The sequence below is a fragment of the Rhizobium sp. ZX09 genome, assembly GCF_017357485.1.
In the GTDB taxonomy this organism is placed as follows: domain Bacteria; phylum Pseudomonadota; class Alphaproteobacteria; order Rhizobiales; family Rhizobiaceae; genus Agrobacterium; species Agrobacterium pusense.
Genome location: NZ_CP031364.1, coordinates 970,079 through 987,648, shown reverse-complemented (window position 1 = coordinate 987,648; position 17,570 = coordinate 970,079). Strand labels below are relative to the sequence as shown.

Sequence of the window (17,570 nt, the reverse complement as noted above, 5' to 3'; positions counted from 1 at the left end):
TTGAGGGGGAGATGCCCGGCAGGGCAAAGGGGGGTAAAGCCACCGCCATCGCAATTCACTCCGCCGCAATCATCAGGGTTTCGAGCGCTATCGAAAGCCTTCCATCCAGATTACGCACCGGAATGGTCCTCACCTCGCCCTCATCCGCCCCCAAGGCCTTGCCGGTTTCCAGCGAAATGACCCAATTATGCAAGGGACACGTCACCGAAGCGCCATGCACGATGCCCTGGCTCAGCGGCCCGCCCCTGTGCGGGCAATGATCCTCGATGGCGAAGACATGATTTTCCGCTGTGCGGAACACGGCGATCTTGCCCACCGGCGTTTTTACGCACCGTGCGCCGCGCAGTGGGATGTCGGAGATGTCACCAATATCGACCCAGTTGCCTTCCATCGTTCTCACTCCGCTGCCTCGCTGAAACCGATTGCCGCCATGGGCCTGAATTCGTGCTTGTCGTGGCCGGACACACGCTCGGACCAGGGATCGACCTGCGCGAATTTCTGGCTGAAGACGAAGCGTTCGAAATAGGCCCGACGCTTCTCCGCATCATTCATGATCTGGCGACGAACCTCGTCGTAGCCGATGCGCTTGGCCCATTTGTAGATGCGCTCAAGGTAGCGCGCCTGCTCGCGGTACATCTGGGTGAGCGCCACGATATGCTCCAGCGCTTCATCCTCGGTTCTGACAAGACCCAGAACTTCCGTGCCCTTGATATCGAGGCCGGCGGCACCGGCGAAATGGATTTCGAACCCGGAATCGACGCAGATGACGCCGATATCCTTGCAGGTGGCCTCGGCGCAGTTGCGCGGACAGCCGGAAACGGCAAGCTTCAGCTTGGCGGGTGTCCACGAGCCCCACATGAATTTTTCAATGCGGATGCCAAGCCCGGTGGAATCCTGCGTGCCGAAGCGGCACCATTGCTGGCCGACACAGGTCTTCACGGTGCGCAAGCCCTTGGCATAGGCCTGGCCGGAAATGAACCCGGCCTTGCCGAGATCGGCCCAGACCGCGGGCAAATCCTCCTTCTCGATGCCGAGAAGGTCGATGCGCTGGCCGCCCGTCACCTTAACCATCGGGATTTCGAACTTGTCGACCACATCGGCAATCGCCCGAAGTTCGGAAGAGGATGTCACACCGCCCCACATGCGCGGCACGACGGAATAGGTCCCATCCTTCTGGATATTGGCGTGAACACGCTCATTGATGTAACGCGACTGGTAATCATCGGCATACTCATCCGGCCAGTCGCAGACGAGGTAATAATTGAGCGCCGGCCGGCATTTCGCACAGCCGCAGGAGGTTTTCCACTCAAGCTCCTGCATCACGGCTGGAATGGTCTTAAGACCCTTGGCCTTGATGAGACGGCGTACATCGTCGTGGCCGAGATCGGTGCATTTGCACATGGGCTGCACGGCAGCGGGGTTATAACTGTCGCCGAGCGTCAGCGTCATCAGCTGTTCGACAAGACCGGTGCAATTGCCGCAGGAGGCGGAAGCCTTGGTGTGGGCGCGCACATCATCCAGAGACGTCAATCCCTTGGAGGTAATGGACGAGGTGATCTTACCCTTGCAAACGCCGTTGCAGCCGCAGATTTCCGCATCATCCGGCAAGGCTGCAACGGCCGCCATAGGGTCCAGCGGCGACCCTCCCTGATAGGCCTGGCCGAAAATCAGGGTTTCGCGCATGGCGGAAATATCGGTGGACTTCTTCATCAGATCGAAGAACCACGACCCATCCGCCGTCTCGCCGTAAAGCACCGCACCGATGATGCGGTTTTCCTTGAGGATGAGGCGCTTATAGACGCCGGCCGTGGCATCACGCAGCACGATTTCCTCGCGGTCGTCGCCTTCTGCGAAATCGCCGGCGGAAAACAGGTTGATGCCGGTGACCTTGAGCTTCGTGTTAGTGACGGAGCCGTGATATTCGGCCGAACCGCCGCAAAGGCGGTCGGCTAACACCCGGGCCGATTCATAAAGCGGGGCAACCAGCCCGTAGCACATGCCGCGATGTTCCGCGCATTCGCCGAGCGCATAGATCGAGGCGTCCGACGTCATCATGCCATCGTCAACGACGATACCGCGATTGACGGCAAGACCGGCTTCCCTGGCAAGACCGGAAGCGGGACGGATACCGACCGCCATCACCACCATGTCGCCTTTGATGATCCTGCCGTCTTCCAGCTCTATGCCCTCGACCTTCTCCTTGCCAAGAATGCATTTGGTATTGGCCTTGGTGATGATGTCGATGCCGCGCTCGGTGAGCGCCTTCTCCAGAAGATAGGCCGCTGCCGGATCAAGCTGACGCTCCATGATCGTCGGCATCAGGTGGATGACGGTGACGTCCATTCCCTGACGCTTGAGACCATAGGCGGCTTCCAGCCCGAGAAGCCCGGCGCCGATGACAATGGCGCGGCCCTTTCCTTCTGCGATCTCCAGCATCTTCGTCACATCATCGAGATCGCGATAGGCGAGTACGCCGGGCAATTGATGGCCGGGGACGGGAATGATGAAGGGCAGAGAACCGGTGGCGATCACCAGCTTGTCATAGGAAGCCGTAATACCGTTTTCGCTGGTGACGGTCTTTTTGTCCCGATCGATACCGGTGACCTTCGCACCCTTGTGCAGCGTCACATTATTGGCCGCATACCAGTCGTCATTGTGGATGACGATGTCCTCGTAGCTCTTTTCGCCTGAAAGCACCGGCGAGAGCATGATGCGATCGTAATTAACACGCGGCTCGGCGTTGAAAATGGTGACATCGTAGAGGCCGGGCGCGGTTTCGAACAGGTTTTCCAGCATGCGCCCCGGCGCCATGCCATTACCGATGATGACGAGTTTCTGCGTCATGGTCGTTACTCCGCGGCTTCGACGAAGCGGTGACGTTCGTAAAGGAACTTCAGCACAGCCTCGCGGCATTTGAGGTAGGTCTTGTCGGATGCAAGCTCGATGCGGTGGCGCGGACGTGCCAGCGGCACCTCAAGCACTTCGCCGATATGGGCGGCGGGACCGTTGGTCATCATCACGATACGGTCGGACAAGAGCACCGCCTCGTCCACATCATGGGTGATCATGACCATGGTGTTGCCGAGCCGGGCGTGGATTTCCATCACCGCATCCTGAAGATGAGCGCGGGTCAGCGCATCCAGCGCCCCGAAAGGCTCGTCCAGCAGCAGGATTTTCGGCTCCATGGCGAGCGCCCGGGCAATGCCGACACGCTGTTTCATGCCGCCGGAAATTTCCGAAGGCTTTTTGTCTTTCGCGTGCCCCATCTGAACGAGATCGAGATTGCGCATGACCCAGTCATGCCGCTCGGGGCGGGTCTTGGTGTTGCGAAAGACCTTCTCGACAGCGAGATTGACGTTTTCATAAACCGAAAGCCACGGCAGCAGGCTGTGGTTCTGAAACACGACGGCGCGTTCAGGTCCGGGTTCGTTGACCTCCCGGTTTTCGAGGAGCACGGCACCGGCGGAGACTTTCGTCAACCCGGCGATGAGGTTCAGCATGGTGGATTTGCCGCAACCGGAGTGGCCGATGACCGAGACGAATTCACCCTTTTCGATAGTGAGGTTGATGCCTTTCAGCACATCGGCGCGCGAGCCGCCCTTGTCGAAATATTTGTCGATGTGATCGAGCTTGAGATATGCGTTCATAGTTATCGCCCTTTCAGTTGGCCGCAGCGCCGCGGGTGATGACCTTGCCGAGCGCCGCCACCAGCTTGTCGAGCATGAAGCCGACGACGCCGATGTAGGCGAGTGCCACGATGATGTCGGGCAGGCGCGAGGAATTCCAAGCGTCCCAGATGAAGAAGCCGATGCCGACGCCGCCGGTCAGCATTTCCGCCGCCACGATGGCGAGCCATGACAGGCCGATGCCGATGCGCAGGCCGGTGAAGATGTAGGGTGCTGCTGATGGCAGCATGATCTTGAAGAAGAATTCGAGCTGGTTCAGCCGCAGCACCTGCGCCACGTTGCGGTAATCCTGCGGAATGTTGCGCACGCCGACTGCGGTATTGATGATGACCGGCCAGATGGAGGTGATGAAGATCACGAAAATGGCCGACGGATTGCTGTCCTGAAAGGCGGCCAGTGAAAGCGGCAGCCAGGCGAGCGGCGGCACGGTGCGCAGCACCTGAAAGATCGGATCGAGCCCGCGCATCGCCCAGACCGACTGGCCGATGACAGCCCCGAGAATGATGCCGGCGATGGCGGCAAGGCCGAAACCGTAGGCCACCCGCTCCAGCGAGACCAGCACGCGCAGGCCGAGACCTATATCCTGCGAGCCGTTATGGAAGAACGGCGATACGATGAGATCGTAGCTCTCCTCGAAAACCTGGCTCGGCGGCGGCAGGGAGGCGCCAGGGGCGGAACAGAGCAGCTGCCAGACAGCAAGCAGAATGGCGAGAACGGCAAACGGCGGGATGATGTTGCGGGCCGCTACCACAGCCCATTTGCGCAGATCAATCCGCGGCGACTGTTTCGGCGCAAGCGCCACGACATTTGCCTTCTTCGCTGCCTGCTGCTGCGGCTCTTCGTTGAATTTTCGGGCCAATGCGGACATGGGCATTTCCTCTTGATGTCGGTTACGGTCTGGGCTCGCCCCTCACCCGGTCTTCAGCCTCACCGGTTGGGAAGCACGGCCGGCGGATGAAGGGCGACGTCCGGTTCTCCTCCTCAGGAGGCCGCCTTGATGGACAGGCTTTCGAGATAGGCCGACGGGTTTTCCGAGTCGAAGACCTTGCCGTCGAAGAAGGTTTCCTTGCCGCGTGAGGTGGAAGCGGGCAGATCGGTTACGCCGAGATCCTTGGCGGCCGCGCGCCAGATATCCTCTCGGTTCACCTTCGCAACCAGCGCCTTCACATCGGTGTCGGGCGCGAATTTGCCCCAGCGGATGTTTTCCGCGATGAACCAGCTGTCGTGGCTGCGGAAGGGATAGGAGGCATGGTCCTGCCAGAACTTCATCTGCAGACCGGTGTTTTCGAGCACGCGGCCGTTGCCGTAATTGATATTGCCCTTCAGACGGCCAAGCACATCCTTTGGCGGCACGTTGAACCACTGGCGTTTGCCGAGGATGGTGGACATTTCTTCCTTGTTCGCCATCTCGTCGCACCATTGCTGCGCTTCCATGACCGCCATCAGCAGCGCCCTGGTGGCGTTGGGGTTCTTTTCCACCCAGTCGGCGCGCATGCCGAGCGCCTTTTCCGGATGGCCCTTCCAGAGTTCGCCTGTCGTACAGGCAGTAAAGCCGATGCCCTGATTGACCAGCTGCTCGTTCCAGGGCTCGCCCACACAGAAGACGTCCATGTTGCCAACCTTCATGTTGGCGACCATCTGCGGCGGCGGAACGACGATGGTGGAAACGTCCTTGTCGGGATCGATACCGCCGGCGGCAAGCCAATAGCGGATCCAGAGATCATGCGTGCCGCCCGGGAACGTCATCGCGGCCTTGATTTCCTTGCCTTCCGCCTTCTTTTTCTCGAACGCCGCCTTCAGTTTGGAGGCATCGAGTTGAACGCCGGTATCTGCATATTCCCTGGCGACGGAGATGCCCTGGCTGTCGAGGTTCAGGCGGGCGAGGATTGTCATCGGCACTGGCACATTGTTCTGGGTTACCTTGCCCGTATGCATCAGATACGGCATCGGTGTCAGAATATGCGCGCCGTCAATACCGTTCGAGGCGCCGCCGAGCACCAGATTGTCGCGCGTTGCGCCCCATGACGCCTGCTTCAGAACCTCGACGTCAGGCATGCCATGCTTGGCGAAGAGGCCCTTTTCCGCGGCGATAACGAGCGGTGCGGCGTCGGTGAGTGCGATGAAGCCGAGTTTTGCGCCTTTGACCTCAGGCTCGGCGGTGGCTGCGAAAGCCCCGGAGGGAAACGCGCCGCGTACCGCACTGACAAGGGCTGCGGTGGCCGTGGTCTTCAAAATCGCGCGGCGGCTGACAGCGCCGGAGAATATCTTTTTCATTCGCATGTTCCCCTTATTGGGCCACCCGTGGGTGACGTTTTCGCTTGCGAAAAAACCGGAAAATAAAAAAACGCCGCTCGGTGTTTGCGTCTGCGGACGGGAGAAGTCCGGACTGCAAAACCTTGCGACGTCTGTGTCTTTGAAAGCGCCTATGCCGCGCCCTGCTCGCTCCGATCGCCGTTGACCGGTGCGAAAAACAAAAAGCAAAAGGCGTGCCAGTTTATCAAAATTAGATTATGACCCTGAAAAGAAAGGCGTATCTCAGGAGATGAGCCATACGATTAAATTTTAATCAGGGATCTTCTTGACTTGCATTTGGGCAAATCGAGAAATCCCGCGCTTGAATTTTACGCAGCTTGACCAGCTTGGGGACCGTTTATGCCTCACCGGAAGCGTGAGAAACAGCCGTAGATGTACGTACTGAAAATTTCTTCACATAGCCTTCTATGTCGGCGGGATCGAATATAAGGCCATCTACGAAACGATCACCTTCTTCCTGCCCTTCGACACGGATATCGGCATCATCAGGTGCATTGGCGTCGCCCAGCACCGCCCGGTAAATATCCGGCCGGTAGGAAGACAAGGCGGTCGCCACGCCTTTGCGAGAAAATTCCGCCTGCCCCCAGCGGATCATCTGGCTGTAAATCCACAAAGCCTGACTTTGCCGGGGATAATTCGCATGGCCGCCATGAAAGGTGAAATATTTGTCGATCACGCGCCTATTCCCGCGGCTATCAATGCTGAATTCACCGGCAAGCACACGACGGATAATCGCCTCAGGCGCTCCGATGTAACGCGGATCGGCAAGGGCCCGGCTTAGTTCATCGTGATTTTCTGCAAGGTCGCACCAGCGCGCGGCCGCATCAAGCGCCGTCAGCAGCCGTCCGACCGCTTCTTGTTGGTTTGCCGCCCATTCGGGCCGCATGCCGATGACCTTTTCGGGTGCGGAAGGCCACAAATCCTGCTTGGCGGCAACGATCCGGCCGACACCGCGTTCGGCGGCGACGATATTCCACGGCGCTCCAACGCAGAAACCGTCAATCGCTCCCGCAGCGAGCGCATCCGATGTCAACGGCGGCGGCACGACCACAAGCTTGACATCGTTGTCGGGGTGAATGCCGCCAGCGGCAAGCCAGTAGCGAAATTCGTAATTATGCGAGGAAAACGGGTAGGTCATGCCAAGCGTCGGTGGCGGCTCGCCGCGGGCACGCATATCATCAAGCACACGCTTCAGCGCCTCAGCATTTTCGAGCGCTCCCGCCGTTTCGGAAAGTCCGGTCACGGCCTTCATGCGGTCAAACAGGCGGGTCGAAAGCGTGATCGCATTGCCGCCGCGTCCGAGTGAAAAAGGCGTAATCGTCGGCGACGGGTTAGAACCGAGCCCGAGCATGGAGGCGACTGGCATTGGCGATAGCATATGGGCAATGTCGAATTGCCGGAACGCCAGCCGGTCACGCACATTTGCCCAGGAAACGTCTTTCACGAGATCGAGCGCAATGCCCTCGCGTTCTGCAAAGCCGAATTCGGCCGCTGCGATAAGAACCGATGCGTCAACAAGGGGTATAAAGCCAGCACGCAGGATTTTCTGCCGGTCACTGCCGACCCTTGCCGGTGCGCCCGGGGCTCTCGTCGCTCCGCTGTCTGGTCCTGCCGTTTGTTCCGGTGCCGCCATGTTATTCACTCCACGCTGTCCGGCTGGTCTTCGTCACATCAACAGACCGGCCGCGGTGACCACGCTTTGCGCGATCTCGGATATCTTCTTTTTCTCGTTCATTGCCGTTTGCCGCAGAAGTGCAAAGGCCTCTTCTTCGGAAAGGCCGCGCATCTTCATCAATATGCCTTTGGCGCGTTCGATGCCCTTGCGCTCCTCAAGCGCCGATTTCGCATCGGCCAGTTCCCGCTGCAGGCGGCTGAAAGCATTGAAGCGGCTGACCGCCATATCGAGAATCGGTTTCACACGCTCTTTCTTCAACCCGTCCACCACATAGGCGGAGACACCGGCCTCGACGGCTGCCTCGATGGAGGCGGTGTCGGAACGATCGACAAACATGGCGATAGGCCGGCCAACCGTGCGGGTGAGCTGAAACAGATGCTCCATCATGTCACGATTTGGATTTTCAAGATCGATGAAAATGACATCAGGCTGCAGCGTCTCGATGGTGCGCGCCACCCCGTTCACCTCGTGGATGACGGTAACGCGCTGATAGCCCGCCTCGCGCAGGCCCTCCTCTATGATGGAAGCGCGGATCGCGTTTTCGTCGATAACGAGAATTGTCAGGTCGCGAAGCGTCATGCCAGCATTGATGACGCAGCGCATCAAACTTGGCAATCGCCCTGATCGGCAAAAGTGAAACAGTACGGCACGAGACTTTCGCCGCCGCCGCCCGCTATGTCAGGAGGCGTGTTCCACGGCACGTTCGAGCGCTTTCAGGACCGTACGCTCTGAAAGATTGAGATAGGTGTCCATCTCGTCGCCCGCTTCCTGCGCCTTGCCTTCCTCCATCAGTGACAGAATCTTGCTGTTCATGTCGACAAATGGAGAATGAAGCTGTTCGGGATCTTTCAAGAGACCGAAACACAGCCTGAGTTCAGCGGCGATACGCTCGTAAAAATCGCTGATCCGGGCACTGTCGAGGAGATCAACAACAGCGGCATGAAATTTCATGTTGGCGCTGCCCACGCCCAGCCAATCAGCAGCCTCACGCTTCACCTTCGCATCCTCAACCGCCGCCCGCATCGTTTTGATCGCGGGGTGCTTGTGCCAGGCCTGCCGCAGCGCGCCGCATTCCACCATGCGCCGCACCCGGTAGATATCGATGACCGAGGACATGGTGGGAACTGCGACGAACACACCGCGATTGGCCTCATGACGCAGAAGCCCATCCTTGGTCAAAAGCCGGAATGCCTCGCGCAGCGAATTGCGGGAGACATCGAAACGTTCACTGAAGGCTGCCTCTGACAGGCGCTGACCCGGCGCCAGCTCACCTGATATCAGCAGGGTACGAATACCCTTGGCCAATCGATCCGCAAGCGGCAGACCCTCTATCGTTTCCGTCATGGCGCTCCTTTCCTAAGAGCAATGCAGCATCGGGAATTCCGTGACAGGCATGTTCGGACACGGCATGTTCTGCCCATAGCACAAAGCATTAGCAAAGCACGAAAAAAACATGCTGAATTCATGCGCATAACGTCCAACAAATAGACAAAATAAGAGAACGATTATTATTTATTGTTGAACAATATTGACAATTTCGCGGAACAGGACAAACTCGCTCTCATAAAGCATCCGCGAGGGGCGGATTGCAAATGGAGCGGAGAAAATCCATGGAGCAGAATAAGCTCACCCCGACTGCCGATCTAAAAATTTCAAAACGCGCATCGCTTCTGGGAGCGATCTTCCTGATGGCCACATCCGCCATCGGTCCGGGATTCATTACCCAAACGGCGACATTCACCACGCAGCTGGGCGCCGCCTTTGCCTTCGGCATCCTCGCCTCCATTCTCATCGACTTCGTCGTTCAGCTCAACATCTGGCGTATCGTCACGCTGACGCGCATGCGCGCATCCGATATCGCGAACGCTGCCATTCCCGGTTCCGGTTATCTTCTGGCCATCCTCGTCATTGTTGGCGGTCTTTTCTTCAACATCGGCAATATTGGCGGCACCGGCCTTGGTCTCAACGCCATTTTCGGACTTGATCCGAAAATCGGTGGCGCCATCAGCGCTGTCTTCTCCATCGCCATCTTCGTTTCCAAGCGGGCGGGCCTTGCGGTCGACCGGTTCATCATTTTCGCCGGCATCCTGATGATCGTGCTCACGCTCTATGTGGCCTTCGTTTCCGCACCACCAGTGGGCGACGCTTTCCGCCAGACCTTTCTGCCGGACACGATCAATTTTGCGACCATCACCACCATCGTCGGCGGCACTGTTGGCGGGTATATCACCTATTCCGGCGCGCATCGGCTGTTGGATCGCGGCATGGTTGGCATCGAAAACCTGCCGGCCGTCAACCGCGCCGCGCTGACCGGCATCGCCGTCACCGGCGTCATGCGTTATGTGCTGTTCCTCGCCATTCTCGGCGTCGTCGCCAGCGGCGTCGTCATCGACACCTCCAGCCAGGCCGCCAACCCGGCTGCGCAGGCCTTTCGTTCGGCCGCAGGCGATCTCGGCTTCCGCCTCTTCGGCGTCATCTTCTGGGCAGCGGCTATTACCAGCGTCATCGGCGCAGCCTATACCTCCGTTTCATTCCTGCCCGTTTTCAAGCAGGACATGACCGAACGTGCCCGCAACATGGCGACGGTCGTTTTCATCGCGGTCTCGCTCGTCTGCTACCTGCTGATCACGACGCCGCCCGCCGCCATGCTGGTCTTTGTCGGCGGCCTGAACGGCCTCATTCTGCCCATCGGCCTCAGCATCTTCCTGTTTGCCGCATGGAAACGTGAAGACCTGATGGGTGGCCACCGCTACTCGCGTGTTCTGCTGGTACTCGGCGTTCTGACTTGCGCATTGACATGGTACATGGGCTACAAGTCAGCCGGCACCATCTTCGGCCTGCTCGGCCTGTAAGCAAAAACCAAGGGAGGCAAACATGGCCGCTATCGATCTCAACAGCGATCTTGGCGAAAGTTACGGCGCGTGGCGTATGGGTGATGACGAGGCGATGCTCGCCATCGTTTCCAGCGCCAACATCGCCTGCGGATTTCACGCAGGCGACCCGGCCGGCATCTACCGCACCGTCAAGGCCGCTGCCGAAAAGGGCGTGGTCGTTGGCGCCCATGTCTCCTATCCTGACCGCGTCGGCTTCGGCCGCCGCGATCTGGACGCCACCTCGGAAGAACTGATTGCCGATGTCATCTACCAGATAGGCGCGCTGAAGGGTGTTGCCGCCGCTGCGGGCACCACGGTGCGTTACGTGAAGCCGCATGGCGCACTTTACAACCGCATCGCCAATGATGCGAAACAGGGGCAGGCCGTGATCGACGGCATCAAGGCCATAGATTCTTCACTGGTGTTGATGGGCCTTGCGAACGCGCCCATCCTCGATCTCGCCCGCAAGTCCGGTCTTGCCGTCGTTGCCGAAGCTTTTGCCGACCGCGCCTATACGCCTCAGGGCCAGCTCGTTTCCCGCCGGGAAGCCGGTGCCGTATTACATGACGCGGCAAAAATTGCCGACCGCATGGTGCAGCTTGCGCGCGAAGGCACGCTGGAGGCGATCGATGGCAGTATTATAAAAATCGAGGCGCAATCCATCTGTGTACATGGCGACAGCCCCGGTGCGGTCGCCATCGCCCAGGAAATCCGCCGGCGCTTCGAGGCTGCTGGCATCGACATCCGCTCTTTTGCATCCAATCGCTGAAAGGATAGCCGATGACGATACCCACATCCTATCTCAATCACACGGACGCGGACGCCGCCCGCAAGGCCCGCGCCACCTATCGCGCTGGTCTTGTCGCCCCTACCTCCGGCATCGCGCCCGGCTTCACGCAGGCGAACATGATCGTGCTGCCGCGCGACTGGGCTTTCGATTTCCTGCTTTATGCGCAACGCAATCCCAAGCCCTGCCCGGTACTCGACGTCTCCGATCCCGGATCGCCGACCACTCTTCTGGCGCCTGGCGCCGATCTCAGGACTGATCTGCCGCTTTATCGCATCTGGCGTGACGGCAAGCTTGTTGAGGAAACCGCTGATGCCACCGCCGCATGGGCTGAGCGCGACGATCTCGTCGCCTTCCTCATTGGCTGCAGCTTCACCTTCGAAACACCGATGGTGGAGGCGGGTATCGAAATCCGCCATATGACGGACAAGAGCAATGTGCCCATGTATCTCACCAACCGCCCCTGCCGTCCGGCCGGTCGGCTGAAGGGCAATATGGTCGTTTCCATGCGGCCGATCCCGGCGTCGCGCGTCGCTGATGCGGCAACCATTTCGGGACGTTTTCCAGCGGTGCATGGTTCGCCCGTGCATGTGGGTGCGCCCGAGGAGATCGGCATTACCGATCTCGCAAAGCCCGATTTCGGCGACGCGGTGCGGATCGAACCCGGCGAGGTTCCGGTCTTCTGGGCCTGCGGCGTCACCCCACAGGCCGCCGTGATGGCATCCGGTGTTCCCTTTGCCATTACCCATGCGCCGGGACACATGTTCATCACCGACATTCCCGACACCGCCTATCACGCGTGAGGATATGATGCGTTTTCTTCCCGTCAGCCTCACCACCATTCTTGTCGAACTCGCCGATCTCGATGAAACGCTGGCGCTTTTCGCCTCGCTGCAGAACGATCCCATCGAAGGTATAGAAGAGACGGTGCCGGCTGCCCGCACGCTGATGATCCGGTTCCGGCCCGAGAAGATCGGCTCCGAAGCGCTGGCTGTGCGGCTTGCGAGCCGCGATCTCTCGGCAAAGATCGCGCCGTCGGACAATCTTGTCGAAATCCCCGTCCGTTATAATGGCGAAGACCTTGCAGATGTTGCCGAACTAACCGGCCTGAGCATCGAAGAGGTTATCCGCCGGCACACCGAAAGCGAATTCACCGTTGCCTTCTGCGGCTTCGCTCCCGGTTTTGGTTATCTGATCGGAGGCGATCCCGCGCTGCATGTCCCGCGCCGGCAAAGCCCGCGCACCCGTATTCCGGCCGGCTCCGTAGCATTGGCCGGTGCTTTCAGCGGCGTCTACCCGCAAAACAGCCCCGGCGGCTGGCAGATCATCGGCACCACGCCGGTGAAGATGTGGGACATCGACCGTGAGCCCGGCGCGCTTTTCCAGCCGGGTTACCGGGTCCGTTTCTTCGACATGGACAAGGCCGGCAGATCGGTCGACATTCCGGCCCCGACACAGCGCGAAAAAGGGCAAACAAAGGACGGCCCGCATTTCGAGGTGCTCGCCGCTCCGATGCCGGCAATCTTCCAGGATCTCGGCCGTTTTGGCCAGACCGGACAGGGCGTATCGGCCTCCGGCGCGCTGGATCGCGGCGCGTTCAACGCCGCAAACCGTATCGTCGGCAATCCGGTCAATACGCCGTGCCTCGAACTGACGCTCGGCGGTTTTTCTTTCAGGAGCACGAGCCGAGCAGTCATTGGCACAGCCGGCGCCCCCTGCCCCATCACCATAACGGCGGCAGATCGCAGTTTCGTGGCAAAGGCGCATTCACCGGTTTCCCTTGAGGCCGGTGATGTGGTCACTTTCGGCCAGCCATCGAAAGGTATGCGTTGTTATCTCGCGGTGCGCGGTGGCTTCGATGTCGAGCCGGTGCTCGGCAGTTTCGCGACGGATACACTTGCCGTTGTCGGCCCGGAGCCGGTCGGTGCAGGCGCCATCCTGCCGCTCAAGGGTGAGACGTCCGGCCTTTCCAGCGTATCGATCGACGAGGTTCCGGCTTTCGAGCCGCCGGCAACGGGTGAGGTCGTGACACTGGATGTCGTTCTCGGGCCCCGAACGGACTGGTTCACGCAGAGTGGTATCGAGACGCTGACTGGCCAGCTCTGGCAGGTCACCCCACAATCGAACCGGGTCGGCATTCGCCTCTCAGGCGACGTGCCGGTGGAACGCAAGGACAGCGCCGAGTTGCCGAGCGAAGGCACGGCAACGGGCGCGATCCAGATTCCCCATAGCGGCCAGCCGGTTCTTTTCCTTGCCGATCACCCGCTAACCGGTGGTTATCCCGTCATCGGCGCAGTAGCGGAATATCATCTCGATCTTGCCGGGCAGGTCCCGGTCAACGCCAAAATCAAATTCCGCCCGATCGGCCCCTTTGCCGAAATCGCGGCCAAAAACATAGAATTCCGAGGAGAAAAGCGATGAAAAAAGTGCTGATTGCCAATCGCGGCGAGATCGCGGTGCGCATCATCCGCGCCTGTCGCGATTACGGCCTGAAATCGGTCGCCGTTTATGCCGATCCCGATCAGGACGCGCTTTTCGTCCGGCTGGCGGATGAAGCCTATGCGCTGGAAGGCGTGCGGCCCGCCGAGACGTATCTCGATATCAACAAGCTGATCTCGATTGCTAAACGCGCCAGCGCAGATGCCGTCCATCCGGGTTACGGCTTCCTTTCTGAACGCGCGGAATTCGCAAAGGCCGTCATCGATGCCGGCTTGATCTGGATTGGGCCGGATCCTCATGTCATCGAGGCGCTGGGCGACAAGGTCGAAGCACGGCGCATCGCCACCGGCGTCGGCGCACCGCTGGTGGCCGGCAGCGACGGTCCGGTTTCTTCTGCCACAGAAGTCATCGCTTTTGCCGAACAACACGGCCTGCCCGTCGCCATCAAAGCCGCCCATGGCGGGGGCGGCCGAGGTCTGAAGGTTGCATGGAAAATGGAGGAGATCGCCGACCTCTACGAATCCGCCGTGCGCGAAGCAACCGCCGCCTTCGGTCGTGGCGAATGCTTTCTCGAGCGCTTCCTTGACCGGCCGCGCCATATAGAAGCGCAGGTTCTGGCCGATAAACACGGCAATGTGCTTGTTCTCGGCACCCGCGACTGCTCGCTGCAACGCCGGAACCAGAAACTGATCGAAGAGGCTCCAGCCCCCTTCCTGTCCGATGAGCAGCGCCAGAAAATCCATGACGCCGCCAAGGCGATCTGCGCCGCAGCCGGTTATTCCGGCGCCGGCACCGTCGAATTCCTGCTCGGCGTTGACGGCACCATTTCTTTCCTCGAGGTCAATACGCGCCTGCAGGTGGAACATCCTGTCACCGAGGAAACCACCGGCATCGATCTCGTCATCGAACAGTTCCGTATTGCCGAAGGTCAGAAGCTGCGTGTCCTCGAAACGCCCGAACCGCGCGGGCACTCCATGGAGTTCCGCATCAATGCCGAAGACCCTGGCCGCGGCTTCCTGCCGACGCCCGGCTCGATCTCGGTTTTCGACGCGCCGTCCGGTCCCGGCATTCGCATGGATAGCGGTGTCGTCAGCGGCTCCGTCGTGCCTGGTGTCTTCGACTCGCTGATGGCGAAGCTCATCGTGACAGGTGTCGACCGAGATCAGGTCCTGCGCCGTGCCCGCCGCGCGCTGAAGGAATTCCGCATCGAGGGTATCGCGACCGTTCTTCCGTTCCATCGCGCCGCGATCGAGACGGACGACTTCATCGGCACGGATGGGTTCAAGGTTCACACCCGCTGGATCGAAACCGATTTTGCCGCCATGCCCGACGCCATGGAGCGCCCGGCACCGGCCGACGATCCTTCCATGACACGAACCTATCTCGAGATTGACGGAAAGCGTGTTTCGGTCGGCCTGCCCAGCATTCTCCTTTCCAGCCTCGGCAGCGTCAACGGCGGCCAGGCGTCCGTTTCCGGCACTGCGGTCGACAAGAACGAGGGTGAAATCACTGCTCCCGTTTCCGGCACCTTGCAGTCCTTCAAGGTAAAAGATGGCGACACGGTCTCGGAAGGTGATCTCCTGGCAATCATGGAAGCAATGAAGATGGAGACGCAGATTGTCGCCACCAGGGCCGGCAGGGTCCGCCTGATCGGCAAGGAAGGCGACTATCTTCAGGCCGGCGATAGGGTGCTCGAAATAGCCGGCTAATATTGAAGCGCCGCAACGACCTCATAATCGCAGATCGCGCATCCCCGGTGGCGGAACCCTTTCGTCACCGGGCCGTTTATGGCGCGACCTGCTAACCATCGTGAGGGACATATGGCCGGACGCACCTTGCTTCAATTCTTCCATTGGTATTATCCGGACGGAGGGAAATTATGGAGCGAGGTGGCCGAGAAGGCCGAAAGCCTTGCCAAAATGGGCATTACCGACGTCTGGCTGCCGCCCGCCTACAAGGGCGCCGCCGGCGGTTATTCGGTTGGATATGACACCTACGATCTCTTCGACCTCGGCGAATTTGACCAGAAGGGCACCGTCGCCACCAAATACGGTGATCGTGGTGCCCTAGAGCATGCGGGCAAGACGCTGAAAGAGAATGGCATCCGTGTCATTCACGACGTCGTTCTCAATCACAAGATGGGTGCCGACGAGAAGGAAAAGGTACGGGTTCGCCGCGTCAATCCCGACGATCGCACGGATATCGACGACGAGGATTTTTCCGCACTCGCTTACACACGTTTCACCTTTCCCGGCCGAGGCGGCGCGCATTCCAAATTCATCTGGGACCAGAAATGTTTCAGCGGCGTCGATCACATCGAAGAGCCGACCGAAGACGGCATTTTCCGGCTCGTCAACGAGTATGGCGACGGTGAGTGGAACGAGGAAGTCGACCAGGAGAACGGCAATTTCGACTATCTGATGGGCGCGGATGTCGAGTTTCGCAATCGGGCCGTCTATGAAGAGCTCAAATATTGGGGCCGCTGGCTTTCCGAGCAGGTCCAGGTGGACGGCTTCCGTCTGGATGCTGCGAAACATATTCCGGCATGGTTCTTCCGCGACTGGGTCGGCCATATGCGCGAGACTATTGACCCCGATCTTTTCGTCGTAGCGGAATATTGGCACCCCGATCTTGAGGCCTTGAAGAGCTATCTCGAACTCGTCGACAAGCAGCTGATGCTTTTCGATGTCGCCCTTCACCACAGCTTCCACGACGCGTCGAAACAGGGGGGTGATTTTGACATGCGCAGCATTTTCGATGGTGCGCTTGTTTCCGCCGTTCCCGATCACGCCGTCACGCTCGTCGATAACCACGACACCCAGCCATTGCAATCGCTGGAGGCTCCGGTGGAGCCCTGGTTCAAGCCCCTCGCCTATGCGATCATATTGCTGCGTGAAAACGGCGTGCCTTGCGTTTTTTATCCCGATCTGTTCGGCACGAGCTATACCGACACGGGTAATGACGGCAATGAGTACAAAATCGATATGCCGGCCATCGAATGCCTGCCGAAGCTCATAGAGGCGCGCAGCCGTTTCGCCAATGGCGTACAGACGGACATTTTCGATGACCCGAACTGCATCGCCTTCATTCGCCATGGCACCGCCGATGCGCCGGGCTGTGTCGTGGTGATGTCGAATGGCGAACCGGCGGAAAAGCATGTCGATCTCGGTCCGGATCATGCAAGGGCGGTCTGGCGCGACTTCCTCGGGCACCGTCAAGAGGAGATCACCCTCGATGAGAGCGGCAAGGGCGTCTTCCTCACCAATGGCGGCAGTGTCAGCGTTTGGGTGCCAGCCGAATCCGGGTGAGCAACAAGGCTAACGGTCCGAAAATTATGCTCACTCTGCCGAAACGAGGCGGCGGGGACCTGCGCCGTTATCGGCGAGAACATCGTTCGGATTGCGCAACGGACAATCATCCAGCGAAAGGCACCCGCAACCGATACAGCCGGTAAGCTGGTCGCGCAGCATGATCAGGTTGTTGATGCGGAGCTGGAGCATTTCCCGCCAGGATTGGGAGAACCTGCGCCAGTCGGCTGTTGTCGCCACCCGATCCTGCGGCAGGTCGGCCATCGCGTCCCTGATGATGCTCAGCTGTATACCCGCCCGCTGTGCAATGCGGATGATGGCGATGCGCCTCAGAACCGCGCGATGATAACGGCGTTGATTGCCGGCGGTGCGCCAGCCCTCGATCAATCCCTTCGCCTCGTAAAAATGGATGGTGGAGACGGCGATGCCGCTGCGGCGGGCAACCTCTCCCACCGTCAGGCTGTGTTTGAGTATGGTATTTTCCATTCT

Annotated in this window: 15 protein-coding genes; 6 read left to right on the top strand and 9 right to left on the bottom strand. The window is 59.7% G+C overall.

Annotated features, from left to right (window positions below):
• Positions 1 to 55: 55 nt before the first annotated feature.
• The 8 genes from nirD to BTN45_RS19190 all read right to left on the bottom strand — a co-directional run bounded on the left by nirD (position 56) and on the right by BTN45_RS19190 (position 9,018).
• Positions 56 to 391, bottom strand: a complete 336-nt coding sequence (gene nirD / locus BTN45_RS19225) for a nitrite reductase small subunit NirD (RefSeq protein ID WP_207590588.1) — start codon at positions 389 to 391, stop codon at positions 56 to 58.
• A gap of 5 nt (positions 392 to 396) precedes the next feature.
• Positions 397 to 2,844, bottom strand: coding sequence for a nitrite reductase large subunit NirB (gene nirB / locus BTN45_RS19220; RefSeq protein ID WP_022563290.1), 2,448 nt, complete (start codon positions 2,842 to 2,844; stop codon positions 397 to 399).
• A gap of 5 nt (positions 2,845 to 2,849) precedes the next feature.
• On the bottom strand, positions 2,850 to 3,647 hold the full coding sequence (locus BTN45_RS19215) for an ABC transporter ATP-binding protein (RefSeq protein ID WP_207590587.1): 798 nt from the start codon (positions 3,645 to 3,647) through the stop codon (positions 2,850 to 2,852).
• A gap of 13 nt (positions 3,648 to 3,660) precedes the next feature.
• Entirely contained in the window at positions 3,661 to 4,554 is an 894-nt protein-coding gene (ntrB, locus tag BTN45_RS19210; RefSeq protein WP_207590585.1) for a nitrate ABC transporter permease, read from the bottom strand.
• Between the two features lie 113 nt (positions 4,555 to 4,667).
• Positions 4,668 to 5,960 carry a CmpA/NrtA family ABC transporter substrate-binding protein gene (locus BTN45_RS19205; protein WP_207590583.1) on the bottom strand — a complete coding sequence of 431 codons (1,293 nt, stop codon included), beginning with the start codon at positions 5,958 to 5,960 and terminating at the stop codon, positions 4,668 to 4,670.
• Positions 5,961 to 6,336: 376 nt separating this feature from the next.
• Positions 6,337 to 7,632: a CmpA/NrtA family ABC transporter substrate-binding protein gene (locus BTN45_RS19200; protein ID WP_207590581.1), complete on the bottom strand. Its 1,296-nt coding sequence runs from the start codon at positions 7,630 to 7,632 to the stop codon at positions 6,337 to 6,339.
• A 33-nt stretch (positions 7,633 to 7,665) separates the two neighbouring features.
• Complete coding sequence (locus BTN45_RS19195; protein WP_207590579.1) at positions 7,666 to 8,253, bottom strand: ANTAR domain-containing response regulator; 588 nt, start codon at positions 8,251 to 8,253, stop codon at positions 7,666 to 7,668.
• Positions 8,254 to 8,352: 99 nt separating this feature from the next.
• The gene (locus tag BTN45_RS19190; protein ID WP_004437233.1) at positions 8,353 to 9,018 is read right to left on the bottom strand and encodes a GntR family transcriptional regulator; all 666 of its coding nucleotides are present in this window, start codon (positions 9,016 to 9,018) and stop codon (positions 8,353 to 8,355) included.
• A gap of 266 nt (positions 9,019 to 9,284) precedes the next feature.
• Between BTN45_RS19190 and BTN45_RS19185 the strand changes: the two genes are divergently transcribed.
• The 6 genes from BTN45_RS19185 to amyA all read left to right on the top strand — a co-directional run bounded on the left by BTN45_RS19185 (position 9,285) and on the right by amyA (position 17,081).
• Positions 9,285 to 10,526 carry an NRAMP family divalent metal transporter gene (locus BTN45_RS19185; RefSeq protein WP_006699920.1) on the top strand — a complete coding sequence of 414 codons (1,242 nt, stop codon included), beginning with the start codon at positions 9,285 to 9,287 and terminating at the stop codon, positions 10,524 to 10,526.
• 22 nt (positions 10,527 to 10,548) lie between these two features.
• Positions 10,549 to 11,316, top strand: a complete 768-nt coding sequence (locus BTN45_RS19180) for a 5-oxoprolinase subunit PxpA (RefSeq protein WP_207590578.1) — start codon at positions 10,549 to 10,551, stop codon at positions 11,314 to 11,316.
• A gap of 11 nt (positions 11,317 to 11,327) precedes the next feature.
• Positions 11,328 to 12,137, top strand: coding sequence for a putative hydro-lyase (locus BTN45_RS19175; RefSeq protein WP_207590577.1), 810 nt, complete (start codon positions 11,328 to 11,330; stop codon positions 12,135 to 12,137).
• A gap of 7 nt (positions 12,138 to 12,144) precedes the next feature.
• Positions 12,145 to 13,755, top strand: coding sequence for a 5-oxoprolinase/urea amidolyase family protein (locus BTN45_RS19170; protein ID WP_207591679.1), 1,611 nt, complete (start codon positions 12,145 to 12,147; stop codon positions 13,753 to 13,755).
• Positions 13,752 to 15,482, top strand: coding sequence for a biotin carboxylase N-terminal domain-containing protein (locus BTN45_RS19165; protein ID WP_207590576.1), 1,731 nt, complete (start codon positions 13,752 to 13,754; stop codon positions 15,480 to 15,482). The genes BTN45_RS19170 and BTN45_RS19165 overlap by 4 nt, the downstream gene beginning before the upstream one ends.
• 111 nt (positions 15,483 to 15,593) lie before the next feature.
• Positions 15,594 to 17,081 carry an alpha-amylase gene (gene amyA, locus BTN45_RS19160; RefSeq protein ID WP_060942235.1) on the top strand — a complete coding sequence of 496 codons (1,488 nt, stop codon included), beginning with the start codon at positions 15,594 to 15,596 and terminating at the stop codon, positions 17,079 to 17,081.
• 30 nt (positions 17,082 to 17,111) lie between these two features.
• On the opposite strand, the gene soxR is transcribed toward amyA, so the two are convergent.
• Entirely contained in the window at positions 17,112 to 17,567 is a 456-nt protein-coding gene (gene soxR / locus BTN45_RS19155; RefSeq protein WP_003584914.1) for a redox-sensitive transcriptional activator SoxR, read from the bottom strand.
• Positions 17,568 to 17,570: the final 3 nt, after the last annotated feature.